The sequence below is a fragment of the Synechocystis sp. CACIAM 05 genome (assembly GCF_010222815.1).
Taxonomy (GTDB): domain Bacteria; phylum Cyanobacteriota; class Cyanobacteriia; order Cyanobacteriales; family Microcystaceae; genus Synechocystis.
On the sequence record NZ_CP019225.1, the window covers coordinates 134454 to 160524 of the forward strand.

At 46.2% G+C, this 26071-nt stretch carries 29 protein-coding genes and 1 pseudogene; 16 read left to right on the forward strand and 14 right to left on the reverse strand.

The window, feature by feature from the left end; all coding sequences use genetic code 11:
• Positions 1-38: 38 nt before the first annotated feature.
• Positions 39-2195 carry a polyribonucleotide nucleotidyltransferase gene (locus BWK47_RS00635; protein WP_162327174.1) on the reverse strand — a complete coding sequence of 719 codons (2157 nt, stop codon included), beginning with the start codon at positions 2193-2195 and terminating at the stop codon, positions 39-41.
• Between the two features lie 142 nt (positions 2196-2337).
• Positions 2338-2901 carry a signal peptidase I gene (lepB, locus tag BWK47_RS00640; RefSeq protein WP_162327175.1) on the reverse strand — a complete coding sequence of 188 codons (564 nt, stop codon included), beginning with the start codon at positions 2899-2901 and terminating at the stop codon, positions 2338-2340.
• A 203-nt stretch (positions 2902-3104) separates the two neighbouring features.
• Here lepB and BWK47_RS00645 point away from each other — a divergent pair, with 203 nt between their 5' ends.
• Positions 3105-4496, forward strand: coding sequence for an NAD-dependent malic enzyme (locus BWK47_RS00645; protein WP_162327176.1), 1392 nt, complete (start codon positions 3105-3107; stop codon positions 4494-4496).
• A 9-nt stretch (positions 4497-4505) separates the two neighbouring features.
• Here BWK47_RS00645 and BWK47_RS00650 read toward each other — a convergent pair whose 3' ends face one another.
• Together BWK47_RS00650 and ispE are read right to left on the reverse strand one after the other, a co-directional pair.
• Positions 4506-5483 (reverse strand): cysteine synthase A, encoded by a 978-nt coding sequence (locus BWK47_RS00650; RefSeq protein ID WP_162329560.1) that lies wholly within the window; start codon positions 5481-5483, stop codon positions 4506-4508.
• Between the two features lie 111 nt (positions 5484-5594).
• Complete coding sequence (gene ispE / locus BWK47_RS00655) at positions 5595-6542, reverse strand: 4-(cytidine 5'-diphospho)-2-C-methyl-D-erythritol kinase (RefSeq protein ID WP_162327177.1); 948 nt, start codon at positions 6540-6542, stop codon at positions 5595-5597.
• A 663-nt stretch (positions 6543-7205) separates the two neighbouring features.
• Here ispE and BWK47_RS00660 point away from each other — a divergent pair.
• Positions 7206-8483, forward strand: coding sequence for a serine/threonine-protein kinase (locus BWK47_RS00660; protein ID WP_162327178.1), 1278 nt, complete (start codon positions 7206-7208; stop codon positions 8481-8483).
• 52 nt (positions 8484-8535) lie between these two features.
• Positions 8536-9261 carry an FHA domain-containing protein gene (locus BWK47_RS00665; protein WP_162327179.1) on the forward strand — a complete coding sequence of 242 codons (726 nt, stop codon included), beginning with the start codon at positions 8536-8538 and terminating at the stop codon, positions 9259-9261.
• Between the two features lie 7 nt (positions 9262-9268).
• On the opposite strand, the gene BWK47_RS00670 is transcribed toward BWK47_RS00665, so the two are convergent.
• The 6 genes from BWK47_RS00670 to rsmA all read right to left on the reverse strand — a co-directional run bounded on the left by BWK47_RS00670 (position 9269) and on the right by rsmA (position 12908).
• A complete protein-coding gene (locus BWK47_RS00670; RefSeq protein WP_237269723.1) occupies positions 9269-10441 on the reverse strand; it encodes a YcjF family protein in 1173 nt (390 codons plus the stop codon).
• Positions 10442-10450: 9 nt separating this feature from the next.
• Entirely contained in the window at positions 10451-10789 is a 339-nt protein-coding gene (locus tag BWK47_RS00675; protein ID WP_162327180.1) for a YkvA family protein, read from the reverse strand.
• Between the two features lie 36 nt (positions 10790-10825).
• Positions 10826-11242, reverse strand: a complete 417-nt coding sequence (locus tag BWK47_RS00680; RefSeq protein WP_162327181.1) for a hypothetical protein — start codon at positions 11240-11242, stop codon at positions 10826-10828.
• A gap of 161 nt (positions 11243-11403) precedes the next feature.
• On the reverse strand, positions 11404-11628 hold the full coding sequence (locus BWK47_RS00685; protein ID WP_162327182.1) for a hypothetical protein: 225 nt from the start codon (positions 11626-11628) through the stop codon (positions 11404-11406).
• Between the two features lie 60 nt (positions 11629-11688).
• Positions 11689-11898 carry a hypothetical protein gene (locus BWK47_RS00690; protein ID WP_162327183.1) on the reverse strand — a complete coding sequence of 70 codons (210 nt, stop codon included), beginning with the start codon at positions 11896-11898 and terminating at the stop codon, positions 11689-11691.
• 146 nt (positions 11899-12044) lie between these two features.
• A complete protein-coding gene (gene rsmA / locus BWK47_RS00695; RefSeq protein WP_162327184.1) occupies positions 12045-12908 on the reverse strand; it encodes a 16S rRNA (adenine(1518)-N(6)/adenine(1519)-N(6))-dimethyltransferase RsmA in 864 nt (287 codons plus the stop codon).
• Here rsmA and BWK47_RS00700 point away from each other — a divergent pair.
• The 11 genes and pseudogenes from BWK47_RS00700 to BWK47_RS00750 all read left to right on the forward strand — a co-directional run bounded on the left by BWK47_RS00700 (position 12873) and on the right by BWK47_RS00750 (position 21799).
• A pseudogene (locus tag BWK47_RS00700) lies at positions 12873-13785 on the forward strand (16S rRNA (uracil(1498)-N(3))-methyltransferase). The gene rsmA and the pseudogene BWK47_RS00700 sit on opposite strands and share 36 nt — an antisense overlap.
• Positions 13786-13805: 20 nt before the next feature.
• A complete protein-coding gene (locus tag BWK47_RS00705; RefSeq protein WP_162329562.1) occupies positions 13806-14897 on the forward strand; it encodes a tetratricopeptide repeat protein in 1092 nt (363 codons plus the stop codon).
• 78 nt (positions 14898-14975) lie between these two features.
• Positions 14976-15308 carry a type II toxin-antitoxin system PrlF family antitoxin gene (locus BWK47_RS00710; protein WP_162327185.1) on the forward strand — a complete coding sequence of 111 codons (333 nt, stop codon included), beginning with the start codon at positions 14976-14978 and terminating at the stop codon, positions 15306-15308.
• Between the two features lie 41 nt (positions 15309-15349).
• Entirely contained in the window at positions 15350-15808 is a 459-nt protein-coding gene (locus tag BWK47_RS00715) for a type II toxin-antitoxin system YhaV family toxin (protein ID WP_336235111.1), read from the forward strand.
• A 124-nt stretch (positions 15809-15932) separates the two neighbouring features.
• On the forward strand, positions 15933-16202 hold the full coding sequence (locus tag BWK47_RS00720; protein WP_162327187.1) for a hypothetical protein: 270 nt from the start codon (positions 15933-15935) through the stop codon (positions 16200-16202).
• Positions 16203-16554: 352 nt separating this feature from the next.
• Positions 16555-17370 carry a hypothetical protein gene (locus tag BWK47_RS00725; protein ID WP_162327188.1) on the forward strand — a complete coding sequence of 272 codons (816 nt, stop codon included), beginning with the start codon at positions 16555-16557 and terminating at the stop codon, positions 17368-17370.
• Between the two features lie 236 nt (positions 17371-17606).
• Positions 17607-18047: a hypothetical protein gene (locus BWK47_RS00730; RefSeq protein ID WP_162327189.1), complete on the forward strand. Its 441-nt coding sequence runs from the start codon at positions 17607-17609 to the stop codon at positions 18045-18047.
• Positions 18048-18174: 127 nt separating this feature from the next.
• The gene (locus BWK47_RS00735) at positions 18175-19503 is read left to right on the forward strand and encodes an O-antigen ligase family protein (protein ID WP_237269725.1); all 1329 of its coding nucleotides are present in this window, start codon (positions 18175-18177) and stop codon (positions 19501-19503) included.
• Between the two features lie 131 nt (positions 19504-19634).
• On the forward strand, positions 19635-19940 hold the full coding sequence (locus tag BWK47_RS00740; RefSeq protein WP_162327190.1) for a DUF3181 family protein: 306 nt from the start codon (positions 19635-19637) through the stop codon (positions 19938-19940).
• Between the two features lie 255 nt (positions 19941-20195).
• The gene (locus BWK47_RS00745; RefSeq protein WP_162327191.1) at positions 20196-20594 is read left to right on the forward strand and encodes a DUF3119 family protein; all 399 of its coding nucleotides are present in this window, start codon (positions 20196-20198) and stop codon (positions 20592-20594) included.
• On the forward strand, positions 20591-21799 hold the full coding sequence (locus BWK47_RS00750; protein ID WP_162327192.1) for a DUF3086 domain-containing protein: 1209 nt from the start codon (positions 20591-20593) through the stop codon (positions 21797-21799). Before BWK47_RS00745 ends, BWK47_RS00750 begins: the two co-directional genes overlap by 4 nt.
• A 40-nt stretch (positions 21800-21839) precedes the next feature.
• On the opposite strand, the gene BWK47_RS00755 is transcribed toward BWK47_RS00750, so the two are convergent.
• Positions 21840-23015: a cysteine desulfurase family protein gene (locus BWK47_RS00755; protein ID WP_162327193.1), complete on the reverse strand. Its 1176-nt coding sequence runs from the start codon at positions 23013-23015 to the stop codon at positions 21840-21842.
• A gap of 175 nt (positions 23016-23190) precedes the next feature.
• Here BWK47_RS00755 and BWK47_RS00760 point away from each other — a divergent pair, with 175 nt between their 5' ends.
• Positions 23191-23658, forward strand: coding sequence for a phosphate-starvation-inducible PsiE family protein (locus BWK47_RS00760; RefSeq protein ID WP_162327194.1), 468 nt, complete (start codon positions 23191-23193; stop codon positions 23656-23658).
• On the opposite strand, the gene BWK47_RS00765 is transcribed toward BWK47_RS00760, so the two are convergent.
• From BWK47_RS00765 to BWK47_RS00775, 3 genes are all read right to left on the reverse strand, one after another.
• Complete coding sequence (locus tag BWK47_RS00765; RefSeq protein ID WP_162327195.1) at positions 23655-24854, reverse strand: FAD-dependent oxidoreductase; 1200 nt, start codon at positions 24852-24854, stop codon at positions 23655-23657. The genes BWK47_RS00760 and BWK47_RS00765 overlap by 4 nt on opposite strands.
• A gap of 37 nt (positions 24855-24891) precedes the next feature.
• On the reverse strand, positions 24892-25284 hold the full coding sequence (locus BWK47_RS00770; RefSeq protein WP_010871309.1) for a hypothetical protein: 393 nt from the start codon (positions 25282-25284) through the stop codon (positions 24892-24894).
• A gap of 335 nt (positions 25285-25619) precedes the next feature.
• Positions 25620-25868: a hypothetical protein gene (locus BWK47_RS00775; protein ID WP_162327196.1), complete on the reverse strand. Its 249-nt coding sequence runs from the start codon at positions 25866-25868 to the stop codon at positions 25620-25622.
• A 53-nt stretch (positions 25869-25921) separates the two neighbouring features.
• On the opposite strand from BWK47_RS00775, the gene BWK47_RS17360 reads away from it, so the two are divergent.
• The coding region (locus BWK47_RS17360; protein ID WP_162329564.1) for a transposase at positions 25922-26071 on the forward strand (150 nt) is incomplete at its 3' end.

The window sequence follows — 26071 nt, forward strand, 5'->3', positions numbered from 1 at the left end:
GGGAATAATACAGAGTTTTAATGGTCTTTGACTAACAATTAACCCCGGCTAGCGTTACGACGGGCTTCCGCTGCTTCATCGGGGTGAATGCCCAAGCGGGTGAGGTTCAAGCGGCCTTTACTGTCAATTTCCCGTACTTTGACAATGACCTCATCGCCCACACCCACTTCATCTTCCACCTTGCCAACCCGGCCTTCCGTTAGCTGGGAAATGTGGATCATGCCTTCTTTTCCAGGTAGCACTTCCACAAAGGCACCAATGGGAATGATGCGGGTTACCCGACCGAGGTACACTTCCCCTTCGTTGAGTTTGCGGGTCATGTTATAAATCATTTGCCGCGCCCGTTCTGCCCGTTCCCCTTCACTGGAAGCAATGGTGACGGTACCGTCGTCGGCAATGTCAATCTTACAACTGGTTTGTTCGGTGATGCCCTTAATGGTTTTACCACCGGGCCCAATAACCATGCCGATGTGTTCCGGCTCAATTTTCAGGGTTAACAACCGGGGGGCAAAGGGAGACAACTCAGGACGGGGTTCCCGGATCGTCGCCAACATTTTGTCGAGGATATGGAGTCGGGCGGGGAGAGCTTGCATAATGGCTTTGGACACCACTTCCATGCTCAGACCATCAATTTTCATATCCATTTGCAGGGCGGTAATACCAGAATCGGTACCAGCTACTTTGAAATCCATGTCGCCAAGGAAATCTTCAATGCCCTGAATGTCGGTGAGAATGCGAATTTCATCCCCTTCCTTGATTAAACCCATGGCGGCGCCACTAACGGGTTTTTTAATCGGTACCCCCGCATCCATGAGAGCAAGGGTGGAGCCACAAACGGATCCCATGGAAGTGGAACCGTTGGAAGACAGCACTTCCGACACAACCCGTACCACATAGGGAAAGTCTTCCTGGGGGGGGAGCACTGGTATGATAGCCCGTTCAGCAAGAGCACCGTGGCCAATTTCTCGGCGGCCAGGGGAGCGCATGGGGCGGGCCTCACCGACGGAATAGGGGGGGAAGTTGTAGTGATGCAGATAACGTTTTTCGTCCTCGGGATGGAGGTCATCCGCTAAATCTTGGGCATCGCCGGGGGAACCAAGGGTAGCAAGGGAGAGCACCTGGGTTAAACCACGGTTAAACAGTCCACTGCCATGGACCCGGCGGGGTAGAAAACCGACTTCGCAGCTAATGGGGCGTACCTGTTCGAGTTTGCGGCCGTCTACCCGTACTCCATCATCAACAATCTGTTTCCGCATTAACTTTTTGGTCAATGCTTTGTAGAGGTTGCCGACTAATTTGGGGTCTTCTTCTACACTTTGTTTAACGGGATCGGTTTCTGGTAATTCGGCGATCGCCGCCTCCACTTCGGTGGCTTTAATTTCATCGAGGGCCGCATCCCGACCATCTTTACCCAGGTCAAATTGACCGAGCACGGTGATGATTTTTTTAGAGGCTCTGTTTGCAATGAACTCTTCCACGGCGGTATTGACCGGGGGCGGCTCGGAAGTGGCCAGGGTAATGCCCAGGTCTGTCATCAATTCCCGCTGGGCGTTGATCAGATCCTGCACTGCTTCATAGCCAAAATCAATTGCTTCGATGATGTCCTGTTCCGGTAACTGGTTCGCCCCAGCTTCCACCATGACAATACCGGCGGGGGTACCGGCCACCACCAGGTCCAAATCTCCGTTATGGACTTCCCGATAGGTGGGATTAATAATGAAATCATCCCCCACTAGACCTACCCGCACAGCGGCCATGGGACCTTTGAAAGGAATTTGGGCCAGGATGACCGCCACGGAAGCCCCTGTAACAGCTAAAACGTCGGGGGGCACTTCCTCATCCATGGAGAGGGTGGTGGCTACTATTTGCAGTTCATCCCGCAGCCAATGGGGGAATAGGGGACGCAAAGGACGGTCAATGAGGCGGCTGATTAATGTGGCCTTTTCTGGGGGTCGGCCTTCCCGCCGCAAAAAACCGCCCGGAATACGGCCTGCGGCATAGAGTCGTCCTTCGTAGTCCACCGTTAAGGGTAGAAAATCAATGCCATCCCTTCCTTTAGCTCTGGTCGCCGTGACCAACACCGCTGTATCGCCGGATTGAATGAGGACTGAACCTCCTGCTTGGGGGGCTAGGGTTCCCATTTTGAGTCTTATATCCCGTCCGTCGAAGGATATGGACTTGTCAAACTCTTGCATTTAACGTGTTTTCCTTATGTGCTATGACGTTTCTTCTTCTCAGCAGATCCTAACACCATTGACGAACCCTGGGCCGACCAAAGGTTGATCCCGAAGAGATTCGCTTCGCGGTGCGCTCCAGTTACCAGTTATCAGTCGTTGGTTAAAACGAAAGACTAGCTAATTGGCCCCAACGGCTGGCGGGGAAAAAACGAAATAGGGCATGGCCGATGATATTTTGCTGGGGTAAAAATCCCCATACATGGGAATCATTGCTGTTGTTGCGGTTATCCCCCATGACAAACACCTGACCGTCCGGCACCCGCACTGCGGGCAAATTATATTGGGGCGGCTCCAAAATATATTCTTCCTGCAAAGGTTGTCCATCCCGGTAAACAATGCCGTTGTTAACTTCCACTGTTTGCCCCGGCAACGCAATGACTCGTTTAATAAATGCCTGCCCTAGATCATAGCCTTGTACTTGCAGCAACTCCGGCGGATGGAACACAATAATGTCCCCCACCTGGGGTGGATGGAAATGGTAGGACACCTTCTCCACCACCAGGCGATCGCCTTGTTCGAGGGTGGGCAACATGGAATCGGAGGGAATGTAGCGGGGTTCCGCCACAAAGAAACGTAAGAGCAGGGCCAACACCAGGGCCACCATGAGCAGGGGAATGTTTTCCTTGATGAATTGCCACGGGGAAGGGACGGGGGAATTTTGCATAAATAGGGAATCGAACGGGAAAAGCTCCTCGGGTTAGAATCTGGGGAGATTGATGGGGCTAGATACATGGGTAAACCCTGACAGCTAGGGCAAACCTCGGTAAGCAAAGGCCACAGATCAAGCATAATCGAGGAGAGACTGCGTACCCAAACGCCGCCTGACATTGTTGACTTTCGCTTTTAAAACCCTTTTTCCATCGCCCTATGGTTAGCCTCACCCCCAATCCGAGTTATAGCGTCAGCCTCCTGTTGGAGCTACCCAACCACGCCGGAACTTTGGCCAGCGTTACCCAGGCGATCGCCGATGCGGGGGGCAGTTTTGGGCAAATTTCCCTGATTGAGAGTAACTTAAAACTCACCCGGCGGGAAATTGCAGTGGATGCTTCCAGCAGTGAGCACGCCGAAAAGATTATTGGGGCAGTGAAAGCTCTGGATAATGTCAAATTGCTGAAGGTGTCCGATCGCACCTTTGATTTGCATCGTCAGGGGAAAATTAGGGTGGTTAGTCGCATTCCCCTCACGTCCCAATCGGATTTGGCCATGGCCTATACCCCTGGGGTGGGGCGCATTTGTCGGGCGATCGCCGAAGATCCGGAAAAGGTTTATTCCCTGACCATTAAAAGCAATACGGTGGCGGTGGTGACCGATGGCAGTGCGGTGTTGGGGTTGGGTAACCTGGGGCCGGAAGCGGCTTTACCAGTGATGGAAGGCAAGGCCATGTTATTCAAGGAATTTGCCCAACTGGACGCTTTTCCCATCTGCTTGGATACCCAGGATACGGAGGAAATTATTCGCACCGTCAAGGCGATCGCCCCGGTATTTGGCGGCGTGAATTTAGAAGACATTGCCGCTCCCCGGTGTTTTGAAATTGAAGCCCGGCTGAAAAAAGAATTAAATATTCCTGTATTCCACGACGACCAGCATGGCACCGCCATTGTTACCCTGGCCGCTTTGCTAAATGCCCTCAAATTTGTTGGTAAAGCCATGGCCGCTGTCCGCATTGTCATCAACGGCGCTGGGGCTGCTGGGTTGGCGATCGCCGAATTGCTCAAGGAATCCGGAGCCACCGATATTTGGATTTGCGACTCCAAGGGCATTGTGGGCAAACATCGCACCGATTTAAACAGCAAAAAACAAGGCTTTGCGGTGGATGCGGAAGGTAGTCTGGCCGATGCCCTAGCGGGAGCCGATGTGTTTTTAGGGGTGAGTGCGCCGGGGGTAGTGACCAGGGAAATGGTGCAATCCATGGCCAAAGATCCCATTGTGTTTGCCATGGCCAACCCCATCCCGGAAATTCAGCCGGAATTAATCCAAGAGGATGCGGCGGTTATTGCCACGGGGCGCAGTGATTATCCCAACCAAATTAACAATGTGCTTGCCTTTCCGGGGGTTTTCCGGGGAGCCATTGACTGTAGAGCTAGCATTATTACCACCACCATGTGCATCGAAGCGGCCAAGGCGATCGCCTCTTTGGTGCACAGCAACACCCTAGATAGTGAGCATATTATTCCTTCGGTTTTTGACAATCGGGTCGCCACCACCGTAGCCAGTGCAGTGCAGTTGGCCGCCCGCAATGAAGGAGTAGCGGGGCAATAGTTAGTTCAGTTATTCCGGAACCGTTAAACCCTTACTGGTCAGCCATTCCTGATTGTAAAGACGGGATTGGTAACGGGCTCCTCCGTCACAAAGTACGGTAACAATGGTGTGCCCCGGCCCTAATTTTTTGGCCAATTGGTAGGCCGCTCCCACATTAATACCGACGGAACCGCCCATAAACAGGCCATCCCGCCGCAGAAGTTGGTACACCACCCGCAACGCTTCTGGGTCATCAATTTGCACCGCATCGTCAATGGGCACATTTTCCATGTTGGCGGTGATGCGACTGTTGCCAATGCCTTCGGTGATGGAGTTGCCGCTGGGGTTAATCTCCCCAGTTTTGATGAAGCTATACAGCCCACTACCCATGGGGTCCGCCACCACGCATTGCACGGCCTCAGACTGTTCTTTAAGATACAGGGCTACCCCTGCATAGGTTCCTCCGGTGCCAGTGGCTGCCACCCAAGCATCTACTTTGCCGTCCGTTTGTTGCCAAATTTCGGGGCCGGTGGTGTGGTAATGGGCATCACGGTTGGCCAAATTATCAAATTGATTGGCCCAAATGGCGTTATCTAATTCTGCGGCAATGCGTCCGGAGAGTTTGACGTAATTGTTGGGATCCCGGTAGGGCACGGCGGGCACGGTCCTGACTTCTGCCCCCAGGGTGCGGAGCAAATCAATTTTTTCCTGGGATTGGGTGTCGGGAATGACAATTAAGCATTTATAACCCTTGGCGTTGCAAATGTGGGCGAGACCAATGCCCGTATTACCCGCTGTGCCTTCCACCACAGTGCCACCGGGTTTGAGCTTCCCTTCCTTTTCGGCGGTTTCGATGATGCCCAGGGCGGCCCGGTCTTTGACAGAACCACCAGGGTTCATAAATTCTGCTTTGCCTAAAATTTCACAGCCGGTTTCGTCACTGAAACTGTTAAGGCGAATCAAGGGGGTGTGGCCAATGGAGTCCACAAAGCCGTGCTTAATATCCATGCTGAGTTGAGGTAAGGCGGTCAAGCGGGGGTTAAAACCCTGTTAGGTTATCCTACCCCAGGGAGGATGGGCTGATGTAGGGGGAATTTCTGCCGCAATTGATTGTCCAGGTCAATTATTCATAATTTGGATGCCGTGGCCGATGGTGTGGGTTAACCAAAAATCCACGTCGGGGTCGTTTAATTTTTCCTTGGCGATCGCCAGCACCCGTTCTGCTTCCTGCTGATCTTGACAGAGGGTAAATACGCTGGGGCCGGAGCCGGACATCATGGTGCCCAATCCTCCCGCTGACTGTAAGGCCTGACGTAACTGGGCTACAGGCTGATGAGCCGGGAGCACAACTTTTTCTAAATCGTTGTGGATATGGCTGGCAATTTGCCCTGGGTTGCGATGGTGAATGCCCTGGAGTAGGGGCCCTGCATGGATGGTTTTCCGCCGGGCTCGCTGGGACTGGTCATCGTTTAGATAATTTTTGCCAAACTGTTGGCGATAGGTTTGGTAAGCCCAGGGGGTGGAAACTTCCAAGGAACGATGTTTGGCCAGCACTACCCAAAAGCAATCTCCGTCCGGTAAGGGGTCGAGGATTTCCCCCCGTCCCGTGGCGATCGCCGTGCCACCGCCAATGCAAAAAGGAATGTCAGAACCCAGTTGGGCTGCTAACTGTTCTAATTCCGGCCTGGTTAAGCCTAAATTCCAAAGTAGGTCTAAACCTACCAATACCGCTGCCGCATCGGCCGAGCCCCCAGCCAACCCCGCCGCCATGGGAATATGCTTGGTCAAGGTGATATCTACGCCGCCGTAATTATCATGGGCTTGGGGAAAATTGTTAATCATCAACTGGGCCGCCCGGTGGGCCAAATTGGTGGCATCGTTGGCCAAGGGACTGTCCCCACAACTGAGCCGGATGTCATCGGTACCATTGGCCCGCACGGTAATTTCATCCCCCAGGGCAATGCTCTGCAACACCATTACCAATTCGTGGAATCCGTCGGGGCGATCGCCAAGAATTTCGAGGAAAAGATTAATTTTGGCCGGTGCATGGATGGTGTAGGAATGCATTAGTTGGGGAGCAAAGGACGGTCAGTAGATTGGTCAATTCTAATAACTCAAGTTATTCCCTAATATTTTACGGCGATGGGCGAATCCTAAGCGGAGAAGTTGATCCAACAAGCGGCGATCGCCAGACCAAGTTAACCCTGGTACTCCTAATGGTGCAGTGATTAAACTCCTAGGTCACGCACCACAAGATTACCTTTGACTTTTTTTAGGCAACAGCAAAACCAGTGGGGGAAGTATTTATAGCTCATGGAAGCCGAGGAAAATTTCTCTTTTAGCAATACCTGAATTGACGGGTTCTATGGCAATACTATCTTCTGTTTGCATACGAAGTTAGAACTCGCTCAATAATATGACGATGCTGGGTTAGTCTACCCATTGGACAATTAGCTCTGCTTTAGAGCCAAAGGTAATCAATTTAACCGTGTTTTGTTCTGGTGAAATTTGACCTATTATCCTTATCCCAGAGTTAGCTCATGATGTTTTCTGCGGTTTTTAGTGCCTGTGGTAATTTTTTTTGTTGTTGGAGGTATGATTGTTGCAAGCATATCTGTGCTAATAACAGGATACTCTACTTAAAACCTTCTGTGGGTCAATGCATTCAATGTGACTTGCTGAGTAGGAAAGCATAGGTCTGCTGACAATCCATCTCTTGAACTAGCGATCATGTCTTTACTTTTCTTAACGAGCTTGACCGGGCAATCAGTAAATGGCAGGTATATTCTTAAAAAGCCACTGGGCTATGGCGGTAGTAGTATCGTATTTTTAGCTGATATTATTTCTCCGACTCAGAACTTCGACAGTGTAGCGATTAAACTTATTGAAGTTGATAACAACGAAAAAGAGAAACAAATTCAAGAACTAAAAATCGCACTAAGTTTAAAACATAAAAACTTAATTGATTGCTATGATTTTTTTGATTGTAACATCGAAGGTAAAGCTGTTTTCGGTCTGGTAATGGAGTTGGCTGATGGTTCCCTAGAAGACTACTTGGAACAATTTAAAAATTTATCATTAAACGCCAAAGACCGAGACATGATTATTAAATCTATCTTGGACGCATTGCATTATATTCACAGTCGAGGAATAGTTCACAGTGATTTGAAGCCTGGTAATATTTTGAGAGTTGGTGATGTCTGGAAACTAGCTGATTTTGGTATTGCCAGAATTTTAAATGCTAAAACAAGCACCAGGACAGCAAACATAAATGGAACCTTTCTTTTTATTCCACCGGAGGCAATCGAGGGAATTATATCTCCCGCTTGGGATATATGGTCATTGGGGATCTTGCTCTCACGTTTGTTTACAGATGAGCATCCTTTTTGTGCCCATAACGAAATGCAATTTTTTGAAAAGATTCAAAAGCATGATCCAATATTACCTCAAAATACCAACATTATTTATAGCTTCATGATCAAAGGTTGTCTTCATAAAAGCAGAGAGAAGCGTTGGGGCATAGATAAGCTTTATGAATATTTTTCTGTTATACAGGATGAAAATAATAAGTCAGAAAATCTTGATAAATTTATCCAAAAAAGACTTGTAGAAATAGAAGACTTAAAACAACATGACGATTATCATTTGATTATAGAGATCTGTGACTTGATCATTTACCTAAGTCCTGGCTGTATTGATGCATGGGCTGATAAGGCTGATGCTTACTCATGTTTAGGACAAACAAAGGAATCGATGGAGACTTATCGCAACGCTTTACAGTCTTTTGCAGAATTATCCAATAAAGGTGAATTATTTTCTGTCTTTCAGGTACTTCAATCTGTTGATAATTTTAAAGTTAATGAAGAAGCTGAAGCTATAGAAACTTCCTTACCCCAAACAATTTTAGGCAACAGACGCTCTCTGCAAAGTATAGCTAAAATAGTTGGTAAAAAATCGAAAAGTTTCAGACAATTTATTCGTAGAAGAAAAAGCCTAGATGGAAATTAATTTCATTTTTTATTGATCATATATTCCTATCAATAGAGGATTAATTATCATAATGAATAGCTACTCAACTAAAATCTTTATCCGCAAAAATGGCGATAGTGAAGATAACACAAAAATCGTCAAACTGAACACCAAGTTGCCCGGCGAAGAATATACAATTGGTTGGGTGGATGGGTGTGATATTCAGCTAAGCAATGACACAGGTTATATGTCTAAACTGCATTGTACTTTAACTAAAGAAGCTGTTGGATGGGCAATTGTTGATACCAGCACAAATGGAACAATATTGATCGGAGAAAATCACAAGACTGAGTTACAAACCTTACAAAAAGTCTATCTTTCTGATCAAGACGTAATAATTATTGAAGATTGGCATTTGACCTTTAGCGAACCTGCTAAAACTAAAAGGAAGCATTCAATTCCATTAAAACGCCAATGTTCTTGGGTATTTAATATCGGCGAAAGGGCATTGTACAAAGTAGAAAATGGAAAGCGAATAAGAGTAAAAATTTCACCACAAATCAAGAAAATGTTGCATTACATGGCATCCCAAAATCTTGCTCATAATAATTCGCCCAAAATATGCCCTCACGATGAATTAATCCAAGCAATCTGGGGAGAGGAAGACTTTGGAATAACAAAAGAGCACTTAAGGTTACTTGCTCAAAAAGTCAGAAATATATTGACATTGGACAAAGACAACAAGGATGAAAGACAAAAATGGCTGGAAACAATTAATAACGAAGGTTACATCCTTAATGTTGATTGTGAGCATTGAGACATTATTATCTATGAGGTAATGCCAACTGTTTTTTAATGGCAACACTTATTTGCTCTTGCGATGGAGGTTCCCCATTGTTATTGGCAAACAGGGAATATAATACATTAATGTAGATTTCTCCCAATGTAGTAGTTATTGTTGCCGCAGTGGTAGCGGAAATAGCTCCTCCAACAACTGAACCAGCCCCAGGTATCATTTTCAAAATATTTGAAACAATAGCTCGACCGATAAATGTTCCACCGACTCCAGCCGCAAATGCCGCTACAATAGTTCCTAAAAAACTTTGATCTAGGGAAAGTCCAAAGGTAGCTGAAATACCAGCAAGCATTCCAATTTGAACAGGAACAATTGCCACTGCATCTGAAAATGGAATTGGTGAAGCTCCTAAACCACCGGCCACTGTTGCCGCGGCTAATACGATTTTCCTGGATTTACTTCTTTTAAGCTCTAGATCTACTTTCTGAGCGGCAACAAATGCCCTCTGAGTTCCCTCAGGTACTACTTCCATTGTTAACTTTACCAAATCATGTAATCCTATCGGAGGTAAAATATGACCTTCATCTAGTTCTTCTTGGATGGCCCTAACACGGATAACATTTTTGGCTAATGGCAACTGTGATTGAACTATTTGGCGAAATGATTTGACCTGTCCATCGGAATCATGAACTTTATCTTGCCTCGCCTTAGTTATAACCACAATAACTGGCATATAACTGCTAAGTAGTTTAACCAATTTTTCCTCTGCTGGTTCAACACGACGCAAATCTTCTGCAATGCAAATCCAGGCAACATGAATGTGATTGTTGGGGTCTGAACTATTGCTTTTATTGATAACAAACTGACGGAGTTCTTCGAGTGTTTCTGAAAAATCTGCCATTTCCAAACCACGGCTATCAAAAATGGTTAGGGGAATGCCTTCTTTTTTTATTTCTCTTGTATCCTGAGTGACTGGACGACCCTGTCCCGTTTCTGCAAAATTACCTTGAAAAACAGCATTAATTAAGGTACTTTTGCCTACACCAGTTCTTCCTGCAATCAAAATATTGACATTGCCTCTTTCCTTTAGGGCTTGTTTAATTGCTTCTGTAACGACTGAATTAAAATCGAAATTTTCCATGGGATTGTTCGTTGGTGTAAGATGGTGACTTTGTTGCGGTAAGGCTAGTTGACTTTGCATAAAATATACCTAACCAAATATATTTTTAACGCTTTGTCTTGCTTTTTCTTTGACGGAATCTGTAATGTGAATAGAAACCATTCCAATCGCAGCAGCTATTACGCCTAAATCATCGGTGTAACCAGCAACGGGTATAACATCAGGAATGGAATCAATGGGAGAAATGAAATAAGCTAAAGCACTAAAAATGGCTGTTTTTGCCCATAGCGGAGTGCCTTTTTCCTGTGCAGCATAGTAAAGCCAAAGAGCTTTTTCTATAACTTCACGACCAGCATCTAAGGCAAAATTTTTAAGCTTTTTCCAAAAACCTGCATCTGAATAGCTATCACTACCTGAGTTGCTTTGCATATCGATAAAACCTAAAATTTTACAATTTAGCAATACTTAGTCATTGAGATTTCCGGTTCTTAAATTAAGATCATTGAGAATAAAGCTAACACAATCTTTTAGATCAATTGACTGTGCTCCAAAGACCATATCGTTACCGTCTAATGGATATTGATCATATAAATCACCATTACAATTTAAAACAGAATTTCTTATTTTCTTTCTCATTTCTTCAACACAATCTCTTTTATCGAATACTGAATAATTCTTAATCGTCAATAATCTAACGCATTGTTTAATTGCATGTTCAATGAGGAATGTATTTGCCCCAAAATCAATTGCCCATCCATAGCGATTTGATCTGTAAATCCTTTTAGAATGTTTTGGTGCTCTTACTGGACTACCTGAAGAATGAGTTAGCCACCATGCAGAAGCCTCAATTAGTTTCTCTGCTGTTTCTCTGTTGATATTCATAGATGATAATTGTAATGATGATAAAAAAATAGATTCTTCGGTTTATTGAGTTCATCAATTTATGATTAAACGCTGTTACCAAAATTTAGGAGTTACAATTTTCACACAAAGGAAGGACTGTGGAGAAAAATAAATTTATTCTTCTCCTGTTTCAACTTAGATTAATCGTTTAGCCATTTAATAACTTTAATCGCACCATAAGCAGCTAGACCGGCTCCTGCAACAATGCCCGCAACAGGTAACGCAACTGTTGTCGTTGTTGTAAGTCCAATCACACCCAACAGCCCTGGGGCTGAGGAAGTAACTGTTGCAACCGTGATTGATCCGGCTCCAACACTACCTGCTGCACTTGCGGCAATACTGCCAATAATTTTTGCATCATCCATGGTGAGTACCTCAAAAGCTAATTTGAATCAGATAATGTTGAGTTTTGAGAGACTTTTTAGTTAGTCAATAACTTTTTTAATCCCATAAGCAGCAAGTCCAGCGACCACACCGGCCCCAATCACTGGAGCTGCACCAATCGCAATTCCACCAAACGCACCAGCCAATCCCATGTTGCCGACAATGCCAGCGAGACCAGCGCCGAGTGCCCCGCCACCAGCGGCAAACCCAGCGGCCTCTTTTAATTTATCTTCCTGATTTTGGTTAGCCATAAATACTGTTTTCCTTGAAGATTGATCATGGTATTTACTATAGCTTCTGATTTAGAACAAAAGAATATTTAAAATATATGAAAAAATATCCAAAATCTATCCAAATCGTCGATTTCTGCTAGCTCTCTATTTGTTCAAGTGTAACTTTAATCAATATCAGATTGGAGACAAAAGAGGGGAAACAAATTAGTTAACTCTAACCATTGTTTTAGGCTTAGGTCTTCCGCCCGGGCAGTACCAGGCAAAGTTAACTGCTCCAATAAAGTAGTCAACTGTTCCGGGACAATTAATCCCTTGAGGTTATTGCGTAACATTTTACGGCGATTGGCGAATCCTAAGCGGAGAAGTTGATCCAGTAAGCGACGATCTCCTGGTAGTTGCTCCACGGGGTAAGGGGTTAAACGAATGACAGCAGAATCCACTTTGGGGGGTGGCGTAAAAGCTTTGGGGGGGACATCCACAATCCAATCCACCCTGGCTAGGTATTGCATCCGTACCGATAGGGCACCGTAGGCTTTGGTGCTGGGTTGGGCCGTTAACCGTTCGGCAATTTCTTTTTGCACCAATAAAACAATGGTTTCAAAGCCTGGTACCCTCGGTTTTTGGATGGTACCCAACAGTAGTTCCAAAATCGGACTGGTGATGTTATAGGGAATATTAGCGACTACTTTATTGAGGGGTGAAAATTGGGAAAAATCCTGTAGTAAAGCGTTTAAATCTAGTTTTAATACATCCCCTTCGAGGAGCAGAAAATTTTCCCGTTGCCCTAATTTTTTCCGTAGTTTAAGGCATAAATCCCGGTCTAGCTCCACCGCCACCACCGGATTCCCTGTAGCCAATAGCTGTTTAGTTAAAACCCCCATGCCAGGACCAATTTCCAGCAGGCGATCGCCCTGGGAGCCGCTTTGCAGTGCGCCGGACTGAATATCTGCGGCCGCCACAATGGCCTGTAAAGTTGGTTCATGGTTTAGCCAATGTTGGCCAAAGCGTTTGCGGGGTCGAAAAGCCATAAAATTTTAATCAATGCTTGGTTTACTACCCTGCCGGGGCAATGCCAGAAGCCCATTGTACAATTTGTCCTATCCCCCATCCCTGTTTCAACTAACTTAACTCCGTCAATCCTTTCTCTACCCGTCCAGGAAAGATTCTTCAACTATTTTTGTTATGGCCTACCGTTTGGTTGTTGCCCCAGAGCAAATTATCGAGGCTACTGTTACCCTAACCACGGGCCAACTCCACTATCTGCAACGGGTATTACGACTGCAAAAGGGCGATGGCTTTATCGTGTTGGACGGCGGCGGCGGGGTATGGCGGGCCCAGTTAAATGATTTGGATGATGGCACAGCCCAATTATTAGCAACGGTAAGCGAACAGAATGAATTACCTCTACCCGTCACTTTGGCGATCGCCTTGCCGAAGGGCAGTGGTTTTGAGGAAATTATTCGTCCCTGTACGGAGTTGGGAGCCACAGCGTTTCAACCTTTGTTGACGGAACGTACCCTATTAAAGCCCAGCCAAAATAAACTTGAGCGCTGGCAACGCATTGTCACGGAAGCGGCGGAACAGTCGGAGCGGCAATGGTTACCCCCGGTGGCAGCCCCGTTAACGTTTGGACAATTTGTGAAAGAAGCTACCGGGCCAGAAACCCTGGCCTTGCTCTGTGTGACCCGTTTAAATAGCTCTATGCTTGGGGCATACTTGAAACAGAGTAATTTGCCAGCCCAAATTGTCCTGGCTACCGGCCCGGAAGGGGGATGGACAGATGACGAAATTTCCCTGGCGATCGCCAAGGGGTTTCAGCCGGTGTCCCTTGGTAAACGCATTTTGCGGGCGGTGACGGCTCCCACGGCGGCCCTAGCCCAGATCAATGCTCTGTTGGAAAGCTAATTTTTTTGGCCCTTTTCCCTATGTATAAAGCCATTGCCGATGCCATTGACAGCCAAGACCTGGCCACAGCGGAGCAACTGTTGGCAGCGATGGAGGGGGAGAGTTGGGAAAATCCTATGACGGCCTATTACCAAGCTCGGCTGGCGGAAGCCCAAGGGAATTTGGATGAGGCGGAGCAAAAATTTCGGCAATTGTTGACTACTAGCCATAGTCCCCAACTAGTGGCCAAAATTAGGGCGGGACTGGGTCGCATTCAAGCCCATCACCAAGCGGAATACCAGGCGGCCATTGAGGAGGCTAAGGCAGATCCAGAGGCCCAGTCGGTGGGAATTTTTGTGTTGGAACCGTTTCCCCCAGCGGAAAAGCAAACCAAGGCAGTACAGTTTGGCAAAATTATGGCCATGGACCCCTACACCGCTCGGCTCCAGTTACCCAGTCGGGCGTGGCGGCTCTATCGCACCGGGGCGATCGGAGAGTTGAACCATTACCATCAGCAATGTCAGGCCGCAGGGATTCCTAGTTTTTCGGTGGCGTTGGCGGACATTTTGGCGGTGAAAGTTTTCCCGATTTTCCACATTGAAAGTTTGTCCCCAGAGGTCACCGTTACCTATCGCATTAGTCGAGAAGAAGAAGGCACTTTTAGTTTTAGTTGGCAAGATGCCAGTCAAATGGTGGAGGGTTTATTACCCATTTTTGAGGAATGTGTGGATGTAAATGTACGGGGCAAAATCCAGCGCAAAACGGAAATTTTAGATTACGCTCACATTTGTGATTTACATTTACCGCAACAGCAAATTATTCTCCGTTTTTGTGACCAAATTTATGAATTTAACCAGGGTATTAACCTAGATGGGGATGCTTCCAACCATGGGCAACAGGGCACAGCCCACCAACGATGGCAACAACTCAGCCGCATTTGGCAAACAAATTTACCGGATAAGCCGGTCTGGAAGGAGTTCAAGGCTTTTGCGGAAACGGCCCTAGATTTTCAAGAATTACTCAAATCAGTGGAGCCCCACATTCCCTTTTTACGACGGGAAGATACCAATTGGGATAGGGCTTTCCATCTCTACAGCACCCTTGCCTTCTGCCGCGATCGCCGTTTGGAATGAACAAACCCCCACATTCGTTGACAAGACAATGCAGTCGCATTACCATCGGCGTATAGTTTTACGGGCTGAGGAACCACTATGGCGGGAATATTATCCCCATGTTCAGAATCTACCCTGACGGATCGCTATCAGACCACAGTACCTGATCCGGTTCGCAAAGCCTTGGGGTTGAATAAGCGAGATAAAATTTGCTACACCATCGAAGCCGATGGCAGAGTATGGATTGCCAGGGCTGAACAGGCAGAAAATGATCCAGTGCTGGGGAAGTTTTTGGATTTTTTGGCACAGGATATGGATAAAAATCCTCAGCATATACAAGCGGTCAGTTCTGAATTTGTTGATCGTCTGCAATCGCTAGTCTCCGACGTTGATGTAGATCTGGGTGCGCCATTGCTGGACGAGGATGAATAGATTTGCCAATAGATAAGCCTTTATTGATTAATGGGTGGAAAATATTTGCCCATCCCCTATTTCTTGAGCAGGTTGAAGAACTTATGACCCAAGTCGAACAACTGCGCCAAAAGAATCCCAAAGATTATAAAAAGAAAAATGCTACTAAGCGTCTAGCGGCGATCGCCAAATTAGCGTTTGAGGTTATTCCTCAAGATCCTACTCGCCATGAATATCGACAGGGAAATACCCTTGGAAATGATTATAAACACTGGTTTAGGGCTAAATTTTTTCAGCAGTATCGTTTATTTTTTCGCTACCACCAAGAAAGTAAAATCATTCTCCTCGCTTGGGTTAATGACGAAGACTCAAAACGTGCCTATGAAAGTAACACCGATGCCTATAAAGTCTTTAGAAAAATGCTCGAAAATGGCCATCCTCCTGATGACTGGAATGATTTACTTACCGAGGCTAAACGTGTTGGCGATCGTTTACAAAAAATTGCCAAAGTTGAGCCTTAATTTTCCCGTCTTTCACACTGGCGATCGCCTATGTTTGACCGTCTAATTAGTTTACAAGTACGATATTGGTTTTGAAGCTTGCTTTACAATAAAAGAATCTTTAGCCACCCTGGAAGTACAAACCATGGCAACGATAGAAACTGAATTAAAGGATATCCTGGTTAAGTTTGAACAACGATTCGACCGATTAGACCAACGGCTAGACCGCATAGAGGCTGATTTAACTGAAATCAAGGTGGATATGGCCACAGTTAAGACAGAACTTACCACCGTCAAAGAAGATACGAAAGATCTAAAAGGACGAGCTAGTGCTCAGATATGGGCATTGATTGTCACCATTATGGGGGCCACCACAGCGGCTATTGTCCGATTTGGTTTTATGACCAACCCCTAAATCACTCTGCCGACGAATTTTATAAACATCCTAATTTTCAGGCTCACAGCGCTGCACCATAGACTAAGCCAAGGTTTGACTAAACTAATTTTGCACCCATCTCTCTAAGACTACAGACATTATGACCTTGTAGTTTAAGAATGTTTAAGCAGATTTGGCAAAGTAGATCCACAATCTGGTACAATCCCGTCCTAGGCATACATAAGCATTTTCAATTAGTGTTTATTATCAAATTTAAAAATTGGTCGACGTCTCCCCGCTGTGTTGTAGACTTGGTGGAACGTATCGTACGGGTGATTTTGGAAACGGTCAAGATTGTTAATTCTTTACCTAAATTAAATGGAAGAAATTCATGATGGTAGTGAAAAAATTATCTAATGAAGTGGAACTATATAAAAAAGCATACGACAAATTCTGGGGTTTTTGCCATGAAAAAGAATTTGAATTTTGTAGAATGGAAGATTATGCTTTATACACAAGAAATAAAGAAATAGGTTATTGGTATGATTCTCTAGAAATAGATTTTACAAGAGAAATACTAAATTTGGTTAATCAATTTTCATCAACCACAAATAAGATTATAATCTGGAATGAAGTTTATTCAAGTTATACCGAGGAAAAAGATCGTTTTAATTTATTGATGGAGTTTATCAAGTATCCGGTTTATTATTGTCTTCATCAGCCTCACGCCATACAGCAGAAAATAATATATTCTTCTATTCATTTATGTAATCAGGCAGATGTGGCCATAAACGGAGCAGTAGATTATATTCCTAAAATTAAAGATAAAAATGGAAATTCCACTCTGCATGATGCAATTAATATACAAACGTTGAAAAAAATGTCTAAAAAATGGGACGATAGCTGTAAGCTTGTGAAGTGTCTGAAGAAGCTTCCATCTGAAAAATTTATTAAGGGAACTCAAGATTATAGAAATTTGGCTCAGCATAAAATCCCTCCATATATTGAATATGGACACACTAATTTTATTGAGCGCGTTACTAATAGTAGGGAGAGCGATTCTGCTCGATATGCAATCGGAGGTTTGCTCCCGCTACAACTTAAACTTTTAATTCCAATTTTAAAAAGTGAATATGAAAATTGTAAAAACAGTTTGTCTTTATATTGGAATCTTGTTAAAAAACATGAAGAATTCAGCTTAGACTAATTTTATAGTAACTCATCCAGTATTTGAAAAGGAAAATTTATGATGTTAAATATGTATGACAAACTTGATACGGCAGATTCTGAATCATTTTGATACACATAAAGCGGCTGTAACTCTAATTTTATAAGGAATTTATCGTGCCAGATGGATAGCCTAACCACCGTAAGTCAATATCTATCTAAACATCAAATTGTATAATTGCCACAGCCAAATTTGCTTAATCAGAGGAGTTAGCTATGAAGAAAGTTTTATTGATCTTAGCAAAAACTATTTTATTTCTAAATTTATTCACTAATTTACCTACTTTTTCTCAAGAGAGACAGTTTGGTATTAATCCTATTCCTGAAGAGTATCTTGAAATGGGGGCAGGTATGAGCTTACAAGACGGGAGTGGCAATACTGTATTTTCATCTAACTATAAATACTGTGATGAGAAAAAACCTTGTTATGTGATGGATGTATATAGTCAACTAATAACATTATCATCTGTTTTTAGGTATGGAGATAGCTATGAAAGAGTAGTATTGGCAAATGAAACCCAATCTCTTCTTGTTACTCTTGAGCTAAAAGTAATCGATGAAACGTATGAAGGTTTTACCTATAAAGGTACTATTACTATAGAGTCGAGTAAAGGCTTAACTGAGACTATAGAAGTCACTGGTTACGAAGGCTCATAAATCTTAATCACTACATCGATAACATCACCAAGTTGCCAAGTAGCTCGATCGCCAATCGGACGGATGGTCAATGCGGAAGGCGATCGCCTGGGGATAATATGGGGAGTGGTAATTTTGGGAGTTGCAGTTGAAAATCCCTTCCCATCTCTTAAAGAAAGAACAACTAGCGGTCTACTGGGGCTTGACCCTACTGCCCTTCAACGCCGTAGCGGGGTTACTACCACTGCTGTTTGCCAGCCTGAGCCCCTGGTTTTTCCATGGCAAAAAATTAGCGAGCCTACCCCTGGCCAAAGTGTGGGCCGCCCTGACCCTATGGTTTTTACTGACCACCATCACCGCCCATGACCGGGGAGAAGCCCTGTTGGGACTGGCCAACTTTGTACCCTACTTCATTGTTTTTCTCGCCTTTAGCCAAGTAATTTGCCAATTTAAGCAACTCAATACCCTAGCTTGGCTGTTAACTGCGAATACCGTGGTGTTAGTCATCCTCGGCTTTGGGCAAGTTTATGGCGGCTGGGCCACCCCCGATTGGTTAGCGGCGATCGGTACTAACTTAGTGGCCGGGGGCAGACCAGAAGGGAGAATGTCTTCCCTATTAATGTATGCCAACCTATTTTCCGCTTGGTTATTGATGGTGTTTCCCCTCAGCCTGGGGCTATTGATCCAATCCGTCCGTCGCTGGCACTTCACCGCCCCCGGTAACCGTCTCAATCTTCCTCCCCTGGTATGGGCCCTGTTAGTAGCTTGCATCCTAGAGGCGATCGCCTTAGTGTTGACCGGATCCCGCAGTGCGTGGGGCATTGGGTTACTAATTGGCATTGCCTACGCCATTTATCTGGGGTGGTATTGGTTAGTGGCCTTAGCGGGGGGGGCTACCGCCATGGTGTTATGGGCATCCTTTGGGCCCTTTGGCAAAGAACCATTGCGACAGATAGTACCTAAATATTTTTGGGGCAGATTATCCGATGAACTTTACCCCGACCGTTACCGGACTGCTCTTCGTAGCACCCAATGGCAATTTAGCTGGGATATGTTCCTGGACCAACCCATTTTTGGCCAGGGTTTGAGGAATTTTACCCCTCTATACCAAGCCGCCATGAACGTTTGGATTGGCCATCCCCATAACTTGGTGCTAATGATGTTGGGGGAAACAGGGCTAGTTGGCACTGCGTTAATGCTGGGGGCGGTGGGTTTCATTCTGGCCCAGGGCATGGTGCTATTGATTCACCTCAGTCGTGGTGGTGGTTTTCGCCGTCGGTCCCAACATTTATTACTGCTGTCCTATGGCATTGCCTTTGCCGCCCTTTGTTTATACAACCTGTTTGACGTTACCATTTTTGATATGAGGAATAATGTCTTGGGCTGGATTTTCCTAGCGGCGATCGCCGGGGTGAGCCAACGGTATGGAACCAAATTCACCCAGGGTGATCCGGCAAAATTACAGGTGCCTGGGTAAAACGTCGTTGCTTTCAGGTTCTCGATGTTCTGGTCTACCATGGGAAATGTAGCAAGGTGAAATTAATTGCTCAATGCCGGCCATGGCCGATTGACCCTTCCCAATAAACCCCATCGCCCTCCGAATTTTCCATGACCTCAACCACCCCAGAGATTGAAGCCCTCGCCGCCGACATTGGTGAACAAATTGCCATTGACGTGGCCAAGTGGAATTTATTTTTGGCCGAAGCCCATTTGCATATTCCCCTGGCAGAAAGGGTCTATCCCTTGTTGGAGAAAGATGAACTGAACCGGGCCGGGGTAGAAGGTGCCCTGAAGGATTTGTCCGTGGCGATCGGTGGGGGCAAAGTGAACATTTCCCTACTGGATGCCCTTTCCAGCACCATGGTTAACCGTTTGCTGACCCTGTTGGAAGAATATCAAAGTAAGAATTTTTAAACTTTTTCCGCCCTTAAAAGCTAGTAAAAATTCCCATTTGTTCAGTGTTTTTGCCATTGTCCTTAGAATTAGAACATGTTTGGAAAGTTTTATTCCGCCCCCTAAATCGACCCATTAAAGCTCCGGCAATAATGGGGGACTTTCACCCAGTTTCTCCCCAAATTTGGGGGCCCAGGGGGGCTTTTAAAACAGGCTCTTAAACCTAGGCAACCTAAACAAAGATTCAATTTTCATTCACCACCAAGCCCATTAACCATGGCCAGCACCCCCATCCAGAGCGAAGCTCGCACCGACCTAGAACCTAGCTTTGTCATTCCCCTCGTACTGCTGTTTGGAGCCATACCGATTTTCTTTCTACAGATGTGGGTCGGCCTGGCGATCGCCGTGTTTGGTGTTTTTTTAATGGTGCAGACCGCCATTATCAAACTCAGCTTTACGACCACCGCGTTGGAAGTGTACCGTGGGAGCAAGTTAATTCGTTCTTTTCCTTACACAGAGTGGCAAAACTGGCGAATCTTTTGGGAACCCGCTCCCATTTTGTTTTATTTTAAAGAGGTCAAGAGCATCCATTTTTTGCCGATTATCTTTGACCCCGGCACCCTCAAAGCTTGTCTTGAGCGCCATTGTCCCCTCCAGTCCCTACGTGCGGAATGACCCCAGAATTGAATCCCAATTTTCCCGAAGAAACTACCTCCGATGCTTGGCTGACCCCAGCGGATATCGGCCAGGATGGTGATGCCCAGGAACCGACGGAAGATGGGGGAGAAGAAGGAGTAGTGGCGGAGGAACTGGCCCCGCCCGAGGACTTACCTCCTATGGATGCCATGGTGGCGGCCGTGGAAGAAATGACTCCGGTGGTGGTGGCCGAAACTGTACCGGAAACAGAAACCCCAGCCTTAGAGGATTTGGTCGCCCAAAAGACCGCCCTGGAAAAGGACATTGTCGCTCTGGAACGGGAAAAAGCCCAGTGGTATGGCCAGCAGTTCCAGCAATTACAGCGGGAAATGGCCCGGTTAGTGGAGGAAGGCACCAGGGAATTGGTACAAAAAAAAGTAGCCTTGGAAAAGGAAATTGAGAAGTTAGAGCGGCGTCAGGAACGGATTCAACAGGAAATGCGTACCACGTTTGCGGGGGCTTCCCAGGAGTTAGCCATCCGGGTGCAAGGCTTTAAGGATTATTTGGTGGGGAGTTTGCAGGATTTGGTTTCTGCCGCCGACCAATTGGAATTGGGGGTAGGGGACAGTTGGGAGTCTTCTTCCACCCATGGGGATGCGATTATTGAAAATGCCGACCCAACGCCGGTGGTGAGTTTTGCGGAGCAGGGTTTTAGTAGCCAAAAACGACAAATCCAAGCTTTGCTGGAGCAATACCGCACCCGTCCTGATTATTACGGTCCCCCTTGGCAGTTACGTCGTACCTTTGAGCCAGTCCACGCCGAACGGATTGAAAATTGGTTCTTTACCCTGGGTGGTCGGGGAGCCATCCTCAGTTTGGACAGTCGTTTACAAAATATTTTGGTGGGTTCAGCGGCGATCGCCATTTTGAATCAACTCTACGGCGATCGTTGTCGGGCGTTAATTTTGGCGGCCACCCCAGAACGGTTGGGGGAATGGCGACGGGGTTTACAGGATTGTTTGGGTATTTCCCGCAGTGACTTTGGCCCAGACCGGGGCATTGTTTTGTTTGAATCGGCCAATGCTTTGATCCAGCGGGCGGAAAGATTGGTCGGCGATGGCCAAATGCCGTTGGTGTTGGTGGATGAAACAGAGGAACAAATTGACTTAGCCCTGTTGCAATTCCCCCTTTTACTGGCCTTTGCACCTAGTTACCAAGCCGGAGGCAGTAACTATTTTTCTTAGTCCAATCAAAGTCTAATTAGCCCAGCCATTCCCCTAACTTTTAGCCTTGGATGCTGGTCAACTGGGGACAGAGTTGAGCAAAAACTTGTTTAATCGTCCGGGCAGTGGTCTCAATATCCGCCATGGTGGTTTCCCGGCCAAAGGTGAGACGAATACCCGCTAGGGCCTGTTGTTCCTGGTAACCCATCGCTAATAGAACTGGGCTGGGATTAAGTTTGCCGGAATTGCAGGCGGCCCCGGCACTAATGGCAATACCTTCCCGGTTCAAAGCCCGCACCAACTGTTTCCCGGTCAGCCCCGCAGTGCAATGGCGACGGGATTGGACAACAAAGCTAACGTGATGGGGCAACCGATAAAGGCGATCGCCAGTGGGGGTCAAAAATTCGCAATCGGCTAGTAGGTCAAAGCAACGGTCCCGCAGGGTTTGTAACCTAGTCATTTCCTCGGTCAATTCTTGCTGGGCCAACTCGGCGGCCACCCCCAAACCAACAATGGCCGGCAGGGGAGGAGTACCGGATCTTAAACCCTGTTCCTGCCCTCCTCCCATGAGTAGGGGGCCAATGGCCAGGTCGGGATGAATGTATAAAGCCCCAGCACCCTGAATACCATAAAGTTTGTGACTGGAAAGGGAGAGCAGATCCACTGGTAAATGCTTAACGTCCACTGGACAGCGCCCCGCCACCTGCACTGCGTCGGTGTGGAAGGGAATATGTCGTTGCCGAGCTATACGACCCAATTCTTCGATGGGTTGGAGGGTGCCTACTTCGCTTTGGCCGTAAATAACGGAAATTAGTACTGTATTGCTTTGTATTGCTTGCTCTAGTTCCAGCGGATTCACCCGCCCCTGGGCATTCACCCCTAAGCGAGTTACTTGCCAGCCTTGGTTTTCTAGCCATCGCACTGGTTCGGCGATCGCCGAGTGTTCCACCGTGGAAATGATTAAATGTTGGGGACTGGGGTAATTGCGGGTGACTCCAAATATGGCTAGATGGTTGGCTTCGGTGCCACCGGAGGTGAAAACAATGCTGTCGGGGTGGCTAGCGTTGAGCAGTTGGGCCACTTGTAGGCGGGCGGTTTCTAAGGCCAAGGCGGCCCGGTTACCCCAATGGTGCAGACTAGCGGGATTGCCCCAACTTTGGTCCAAAAAATTTTGTACGGCGGCCTTTACCTCTTGCCGGGGCGGAGTAGTGGCACTGTAATCGAGGTAAATTTTCATGGCACATTGATCAGGTAACGGATAACACTCTTCCTATGGGATTGATCCCATTGTAATCTTCCCCAACCCTCCGGCGATCGCCTAGCAAATAATTATCATTGCAAACTGGGCGAAATTTGGCTGATCATTGCCGATAAAATATGGCGATACCTTTATTATTGATTGCCGCCCGTTCATGAAACCAATCCACAGATACATCAGATTAATATTATCTAAGGATCAAGACTTACTGTTTTTGTCACTCTTGCGTAGTTTTGAGAAGATACTTTCCAAGTTATTAGCCATCTGTCTGATGGTAGTGATTTTTGTTGCGGTATTCGACCTATTTAAGGTGCTAGTTATCGAATTGCAGACGGAGCCCTTTGGCTTTTTTAATCGGAGTTTAATTGAGATTTTTGGTTTATTTTTAAATATATTGATTGCCCTGGAACTGTTGGAAAATATCACTGTTTATCTGAAAGATAATGTTATCCAAGTGGAATTGGTGATTGTGACAGCTATGATTGCGGTGGCTAGGAAAATTATTATTTTTGATTTTGGCAAATATGAAGGCATGGATTTATTAGCTTTGGGCTTTGCCATTGTCTGTTTGGCGGCGAGCTTTTGGATGGTTAAGAAGTTGAATGTTAATAATAAGCACTAACTTAGTACAAAGTTTGACAATATTTGGCAATTTTCCCATAGGGGCAATGACTCTAATTCCTGCCAACTAATGCCCTTGGCGATCGCCAGTTGTAATAGGTTCATACTTTCCCGGGCCCGTTGCCCAAACCAGTGGGCGCTGATAATCCGGTCTTGGGAGTCCAATGCCAGTTTATACATCCCCCGTAGGTCACAGTGGTCGCTGTAGGGTTCAAAGCCTCGGATGATTTTTTCGGTGTAGTCTGTGCAAGCGGGGTCCCCGATACGATACCAAGGGGGGTCTAGGTCAATGGGAAAGGGGATTTGGCCGTAGTTAATTGGAGTGGTATTTTTTCCTAAAACCTGGTGGACCACATACCTGGCCTCCTGCTGGGCAATGGCAGGGCAATGGTAGCCCTTTAACCAGTCGCCACAGGCATAAATTTGGCTATGGGCGGTTTGCAAATGATCATTAACGCTGAGGTATGAACTATCCTTCAATGTTTGATTGAATTCCGGCAGATTAGCGAGTAAATTTCCATACTTTGGCGATCGCCCTATGGCGAGCAAATTATCCACGGTTAGGTGATGGCTGGATTCCTCGGAACCATGGTTAAACTGGATGCTGTAGGTGCTTTTGTCTTGATTGTAATGGGAAGATAAGTCACGACAATTAAACCAGAATTCAATGCCTAAACTAGCCAAATAGCATTGCAGAAGGCTAGCCATTTCCCGGTCTTCCCCTGGTAATAGGTAACCATTCCGACTCAGGATGGTGACTCCATGGCCCAGTTTGGTTAGCTTCTGGGCAAAAACCAAATTTTCTGGCAGTATCCCCACGATGACCCATCTTTGAGGCATTACCTTATCCGAATTCGGACCAGGAATGGCAAGGACATTCGAATCTTTAGAATCGGCTTTGCCACTGGTGAGTAGATAGCTTTCCCCCTCTAAGGTCCGCTCCTGGGTTTGACATAGCAATCCTGATGATTGTGAGAAAATTCCCTGCCCTACCACCACATCAACTCCTTGGGCTGCTAGCAAGCGTAACTCTTCCCAAAAGTTTTCCTCCCCTAAGTCCCCATGGCGATCGCCAGACCAACCCTGTTCCCAACCCTGGGTGACTAGGGCAATGCGGGCCGTGGCATATTGCTCGACGCAACTATGGGCTGCCGTTAGCCCCTCCGGACTGGCCCCGATAATCACTAGCTGGTACATAAATTAACCTTTGACTGGTAATAGGCGATCGCCAAACCTAGGGATTAATCACCGTTTCTAGTCCTAAATTTTGCAGACTTAAGGCCGCCTGTTGAGCATTGAGAGGATCGCTAAAACTACCTATTTGTAATAACCGTTGCCCATTGAAGTTGGTGAAAAAAGCGCCAGGATAGGCTGCTTTAACCTGTTGTTCTTCTACTGGGGAAGTAATCAAGGCCATTACCCGGTAAGAAGTGGCATTGGGGGTGAAGCTCAGCGCACTCGGGTCCGGCACTGGATTGGGACTGGCGGGCGGCGGTGGTAACAGTTGAGTCTGACTCACCAACAGAGGAGGCTGAATGGGAATAGCTTGGACAGGGGCGATCGCCGAGATACATAAGCAGGCACCAAGGACGGCGATCGGAGAACGGTAATTGATAACGATGGCCATGGGCAAACAATTAAAGGGGGAATAATTCTCTTTCCTGGCAATTCTACCCCTAGCCTTGCTGCTGCGCTGATTTGGTGGGCTGGAACCTTTACTGTCCGGGGGTTAGCTTATATTAAGGATGTGATAATGAATGTTTCCACATCCTTGAAGGGATATGGCAAATGCCAAGACAGAGGTGGGATTTATTTCTGTAGGTAAACTGTGATGACCGTCATAATTTCCAAATTTCGAAACAATGATCATTGACCGTTTACGTTTAGCTCATCGTTATGGGTTGGGATTGGTTGTCCTCATTCCCGTAGTGGCGATTTAGGAGGGAATATCTTCTTAGAAGGCTAAGGGTTGGGGAAAAATGCAAACTTTGTCAAAATCCCCAGAAGTGCAATAAACATCCCCGAAATGAGAACCCATAAGCGGTTGTCCTGTTTATCAGCCTGTTTTTTGAGGTCTGATAGGTTGGATTCTATTGCATTTAACCTTTCATCAATGCGAGCCTGATTAACGTCGATTTTTTTATCAAGCCCATTGATTAAGTCTTTCAGTTCCTGTAGATCGGAATCAGTTATGGTTGAGGTGGCCCCCAAAAACTGGACAGGGGAGAAAGCTCTAAACTAAAAACCCTAACCAAGGAGAGTTTATGAGCCAAACGAAAAAGCAGTATAGCCCCCAATTCAAGGCCAAAGTAGCCTTGGAGGCAGTAGAAGGGGCAAAAAGTATAGCAGAGTTATCATGGGAGTACAAAATCCACCCAAGTGTGCTCAATAAATGGAAAAGAAAACTGGTGGAA

Coding starts and splice junctions, on each gene's coding strand:
- BWK47_RS00770 (WP_010871309.1), bottom strand. CDS start 25,284: ATGGCCATCGTTATCAATTACCGTTCTCCGATCGCCGTCCTTGGTGCC.
- BWK47_RS00635 (WP_162327174.1), bottom strand. CDS start 2,195: ATGCAAGAGTTTGACAAGTCCATATCCTTCGACGGACGGGATATAAGA.
- BWK47_RS00765 (WP_162327195.1), bottom strand. CDS start 24,854: ATGTACCAGCTAGTGATTATCGGGGCCAGTCCGGAGGGGCTAACGGCA.
- BWK47_RS00725 (WP_162327188.1), top strand. CDS start 16,555: ATGATGGTAGTGAAAAAATTATCTAATGAAGTGGAACTATATAAAAAA.
- ispE (WP_162327177.1), bottom strand. CDS start 6,542: ATGCATTCCTACACCATCCATGCACCGGCCAAAATTAATCTTTTCCTC.
- BWK47_RS00670 (WP_237269723.1), bottom strand. CDS start 10,441: ATGCAAAGTCAACTAGCCTTACCGCAACAAAGTCACCATCTTACACCA.
- BWK47_RS00685 (WP_162327182.1), bottom strand. CDS start 11,628: ATGGATGATGCAAAAATTATTGGCAGTATTGCCGCAAGTGCAGCAGGT.
- BWK47_RS00750 (WP_162327192.1), top strand. CDS start 20,591: ATGACCCCAGAATTGAATCCCAATTTTCCCGAAGAAACTACCTCCGAT.
- BWK47_RS00690 (WP_162327183.1), bottom strand. CDS start 11,898: ATGGCTAACCAAAATCAGGAAGATAAATTAAAAGAGGCCGCTGGGTTT.
- BWK47_RS00740 (WP_162327190.1), top strand. CDS start 19,635: ATGACCTCAACCACCCCAGAGATTGAAGCCCTCGCCGCCGACATTGGT.
- rsmA (WP_162327184.1), bottom strand. CDS start 12,908: ATGGCTTTTCGACCCCGCAAACGCTTTGGCCAACATTGGCTAAACCAT.
- BWK47_RS00680 (WP_162327181.1), bottom strand. CDS start 11,242: ATGAATATCAACAGAGAAACAGCAGAGAAACTAATTGAGGCTTCTGCA.
- BWK47_RS00705 (WP_162329562.1), top strand. CDS start 13,806: ATGTATAAAGCCATTGCCGATGCCATTGACAGCCAAGACCTGGCCACA.
- BWK47_RS00720 (WP_162327187.1), top strand. CDS start 15,933: ATGGCAACGATAGAAACTGAATTAAAGGATATCCTGGTTAAGTTTGAA.
- BWK47_RS00760 (WP_162327194.1), top strand. CDS start 23,191: ATGAAACCAATCCACAGATACATCAGATTAATATTATCTAAGGATCAA.
- BWK47_RS00745 (WP_162327191.1), top strand. CDS start 20,196: ATGGCCAGCACCCCCATCCAGAGCGAAGCTCGCACCGACCTAGAACCT.
- BWK47_RS00755 (WP_162327193.1), bottom strand. CDS start 23,015: ATGAAAATTTACCTCGATTACAGTGCCACTACTCCGCCCCGGCAAGAG.
- BWK47_RS00675 (WP_162327180.1), bottom strand. CDS start 10,789: ATGCAAAGCAACTCAGGTAGTGATAGCTATTCAGATGCAGGTTTTTGG.
- BWK47_RS00665 (WP_162327179.1), top strand. CDS start 8,536: ATGAATAGCTACTCAACTAAAATCTTTATCCGCAAAAATGGCGATAGT.
- lepB (WP_162327175.1), bottom strand. CDS start 2,901: ATGCAAAATTCCCCCGTCCCTTCCCCGTGGCAATTCATCAAGGAAAAC.
- BWK47_RS00645 (WP_162327176.1), top strand. CDS start 3,105: ATGGTTAGCCTCACCCCCAATCCGAGTTATAGCGTCAGCCTCCTGTTG.
- BWK47_RS00710 (WP_162327185.1), top strand. CDS start 14,976: ATGGCGGGAATATTATCCCCATGTTCAGAATCTACCCTGACGGATCGC.
- BWK47_RS00660 (WP_162327178.1), top strand. CDS start 7,206: ATGTCTTTACTTTTCTTAACGAGCTTGACCGGGCAATCAGTAAATGGC.
- BWK47_RS00730 (WP_162327189.1), top strand. CDS start 17,607: ATGAAGAAAGTTTTATTGATCTTAGCAAAAACTATTTTATTTCTAAAT.
- BWK47_RS00650 (WP_162329560.1), bottom strand. CDS start 5,483: ATGGATATTAAGCACGGCTTTGTGGACTCCATTGGCCACACCCCCTTG.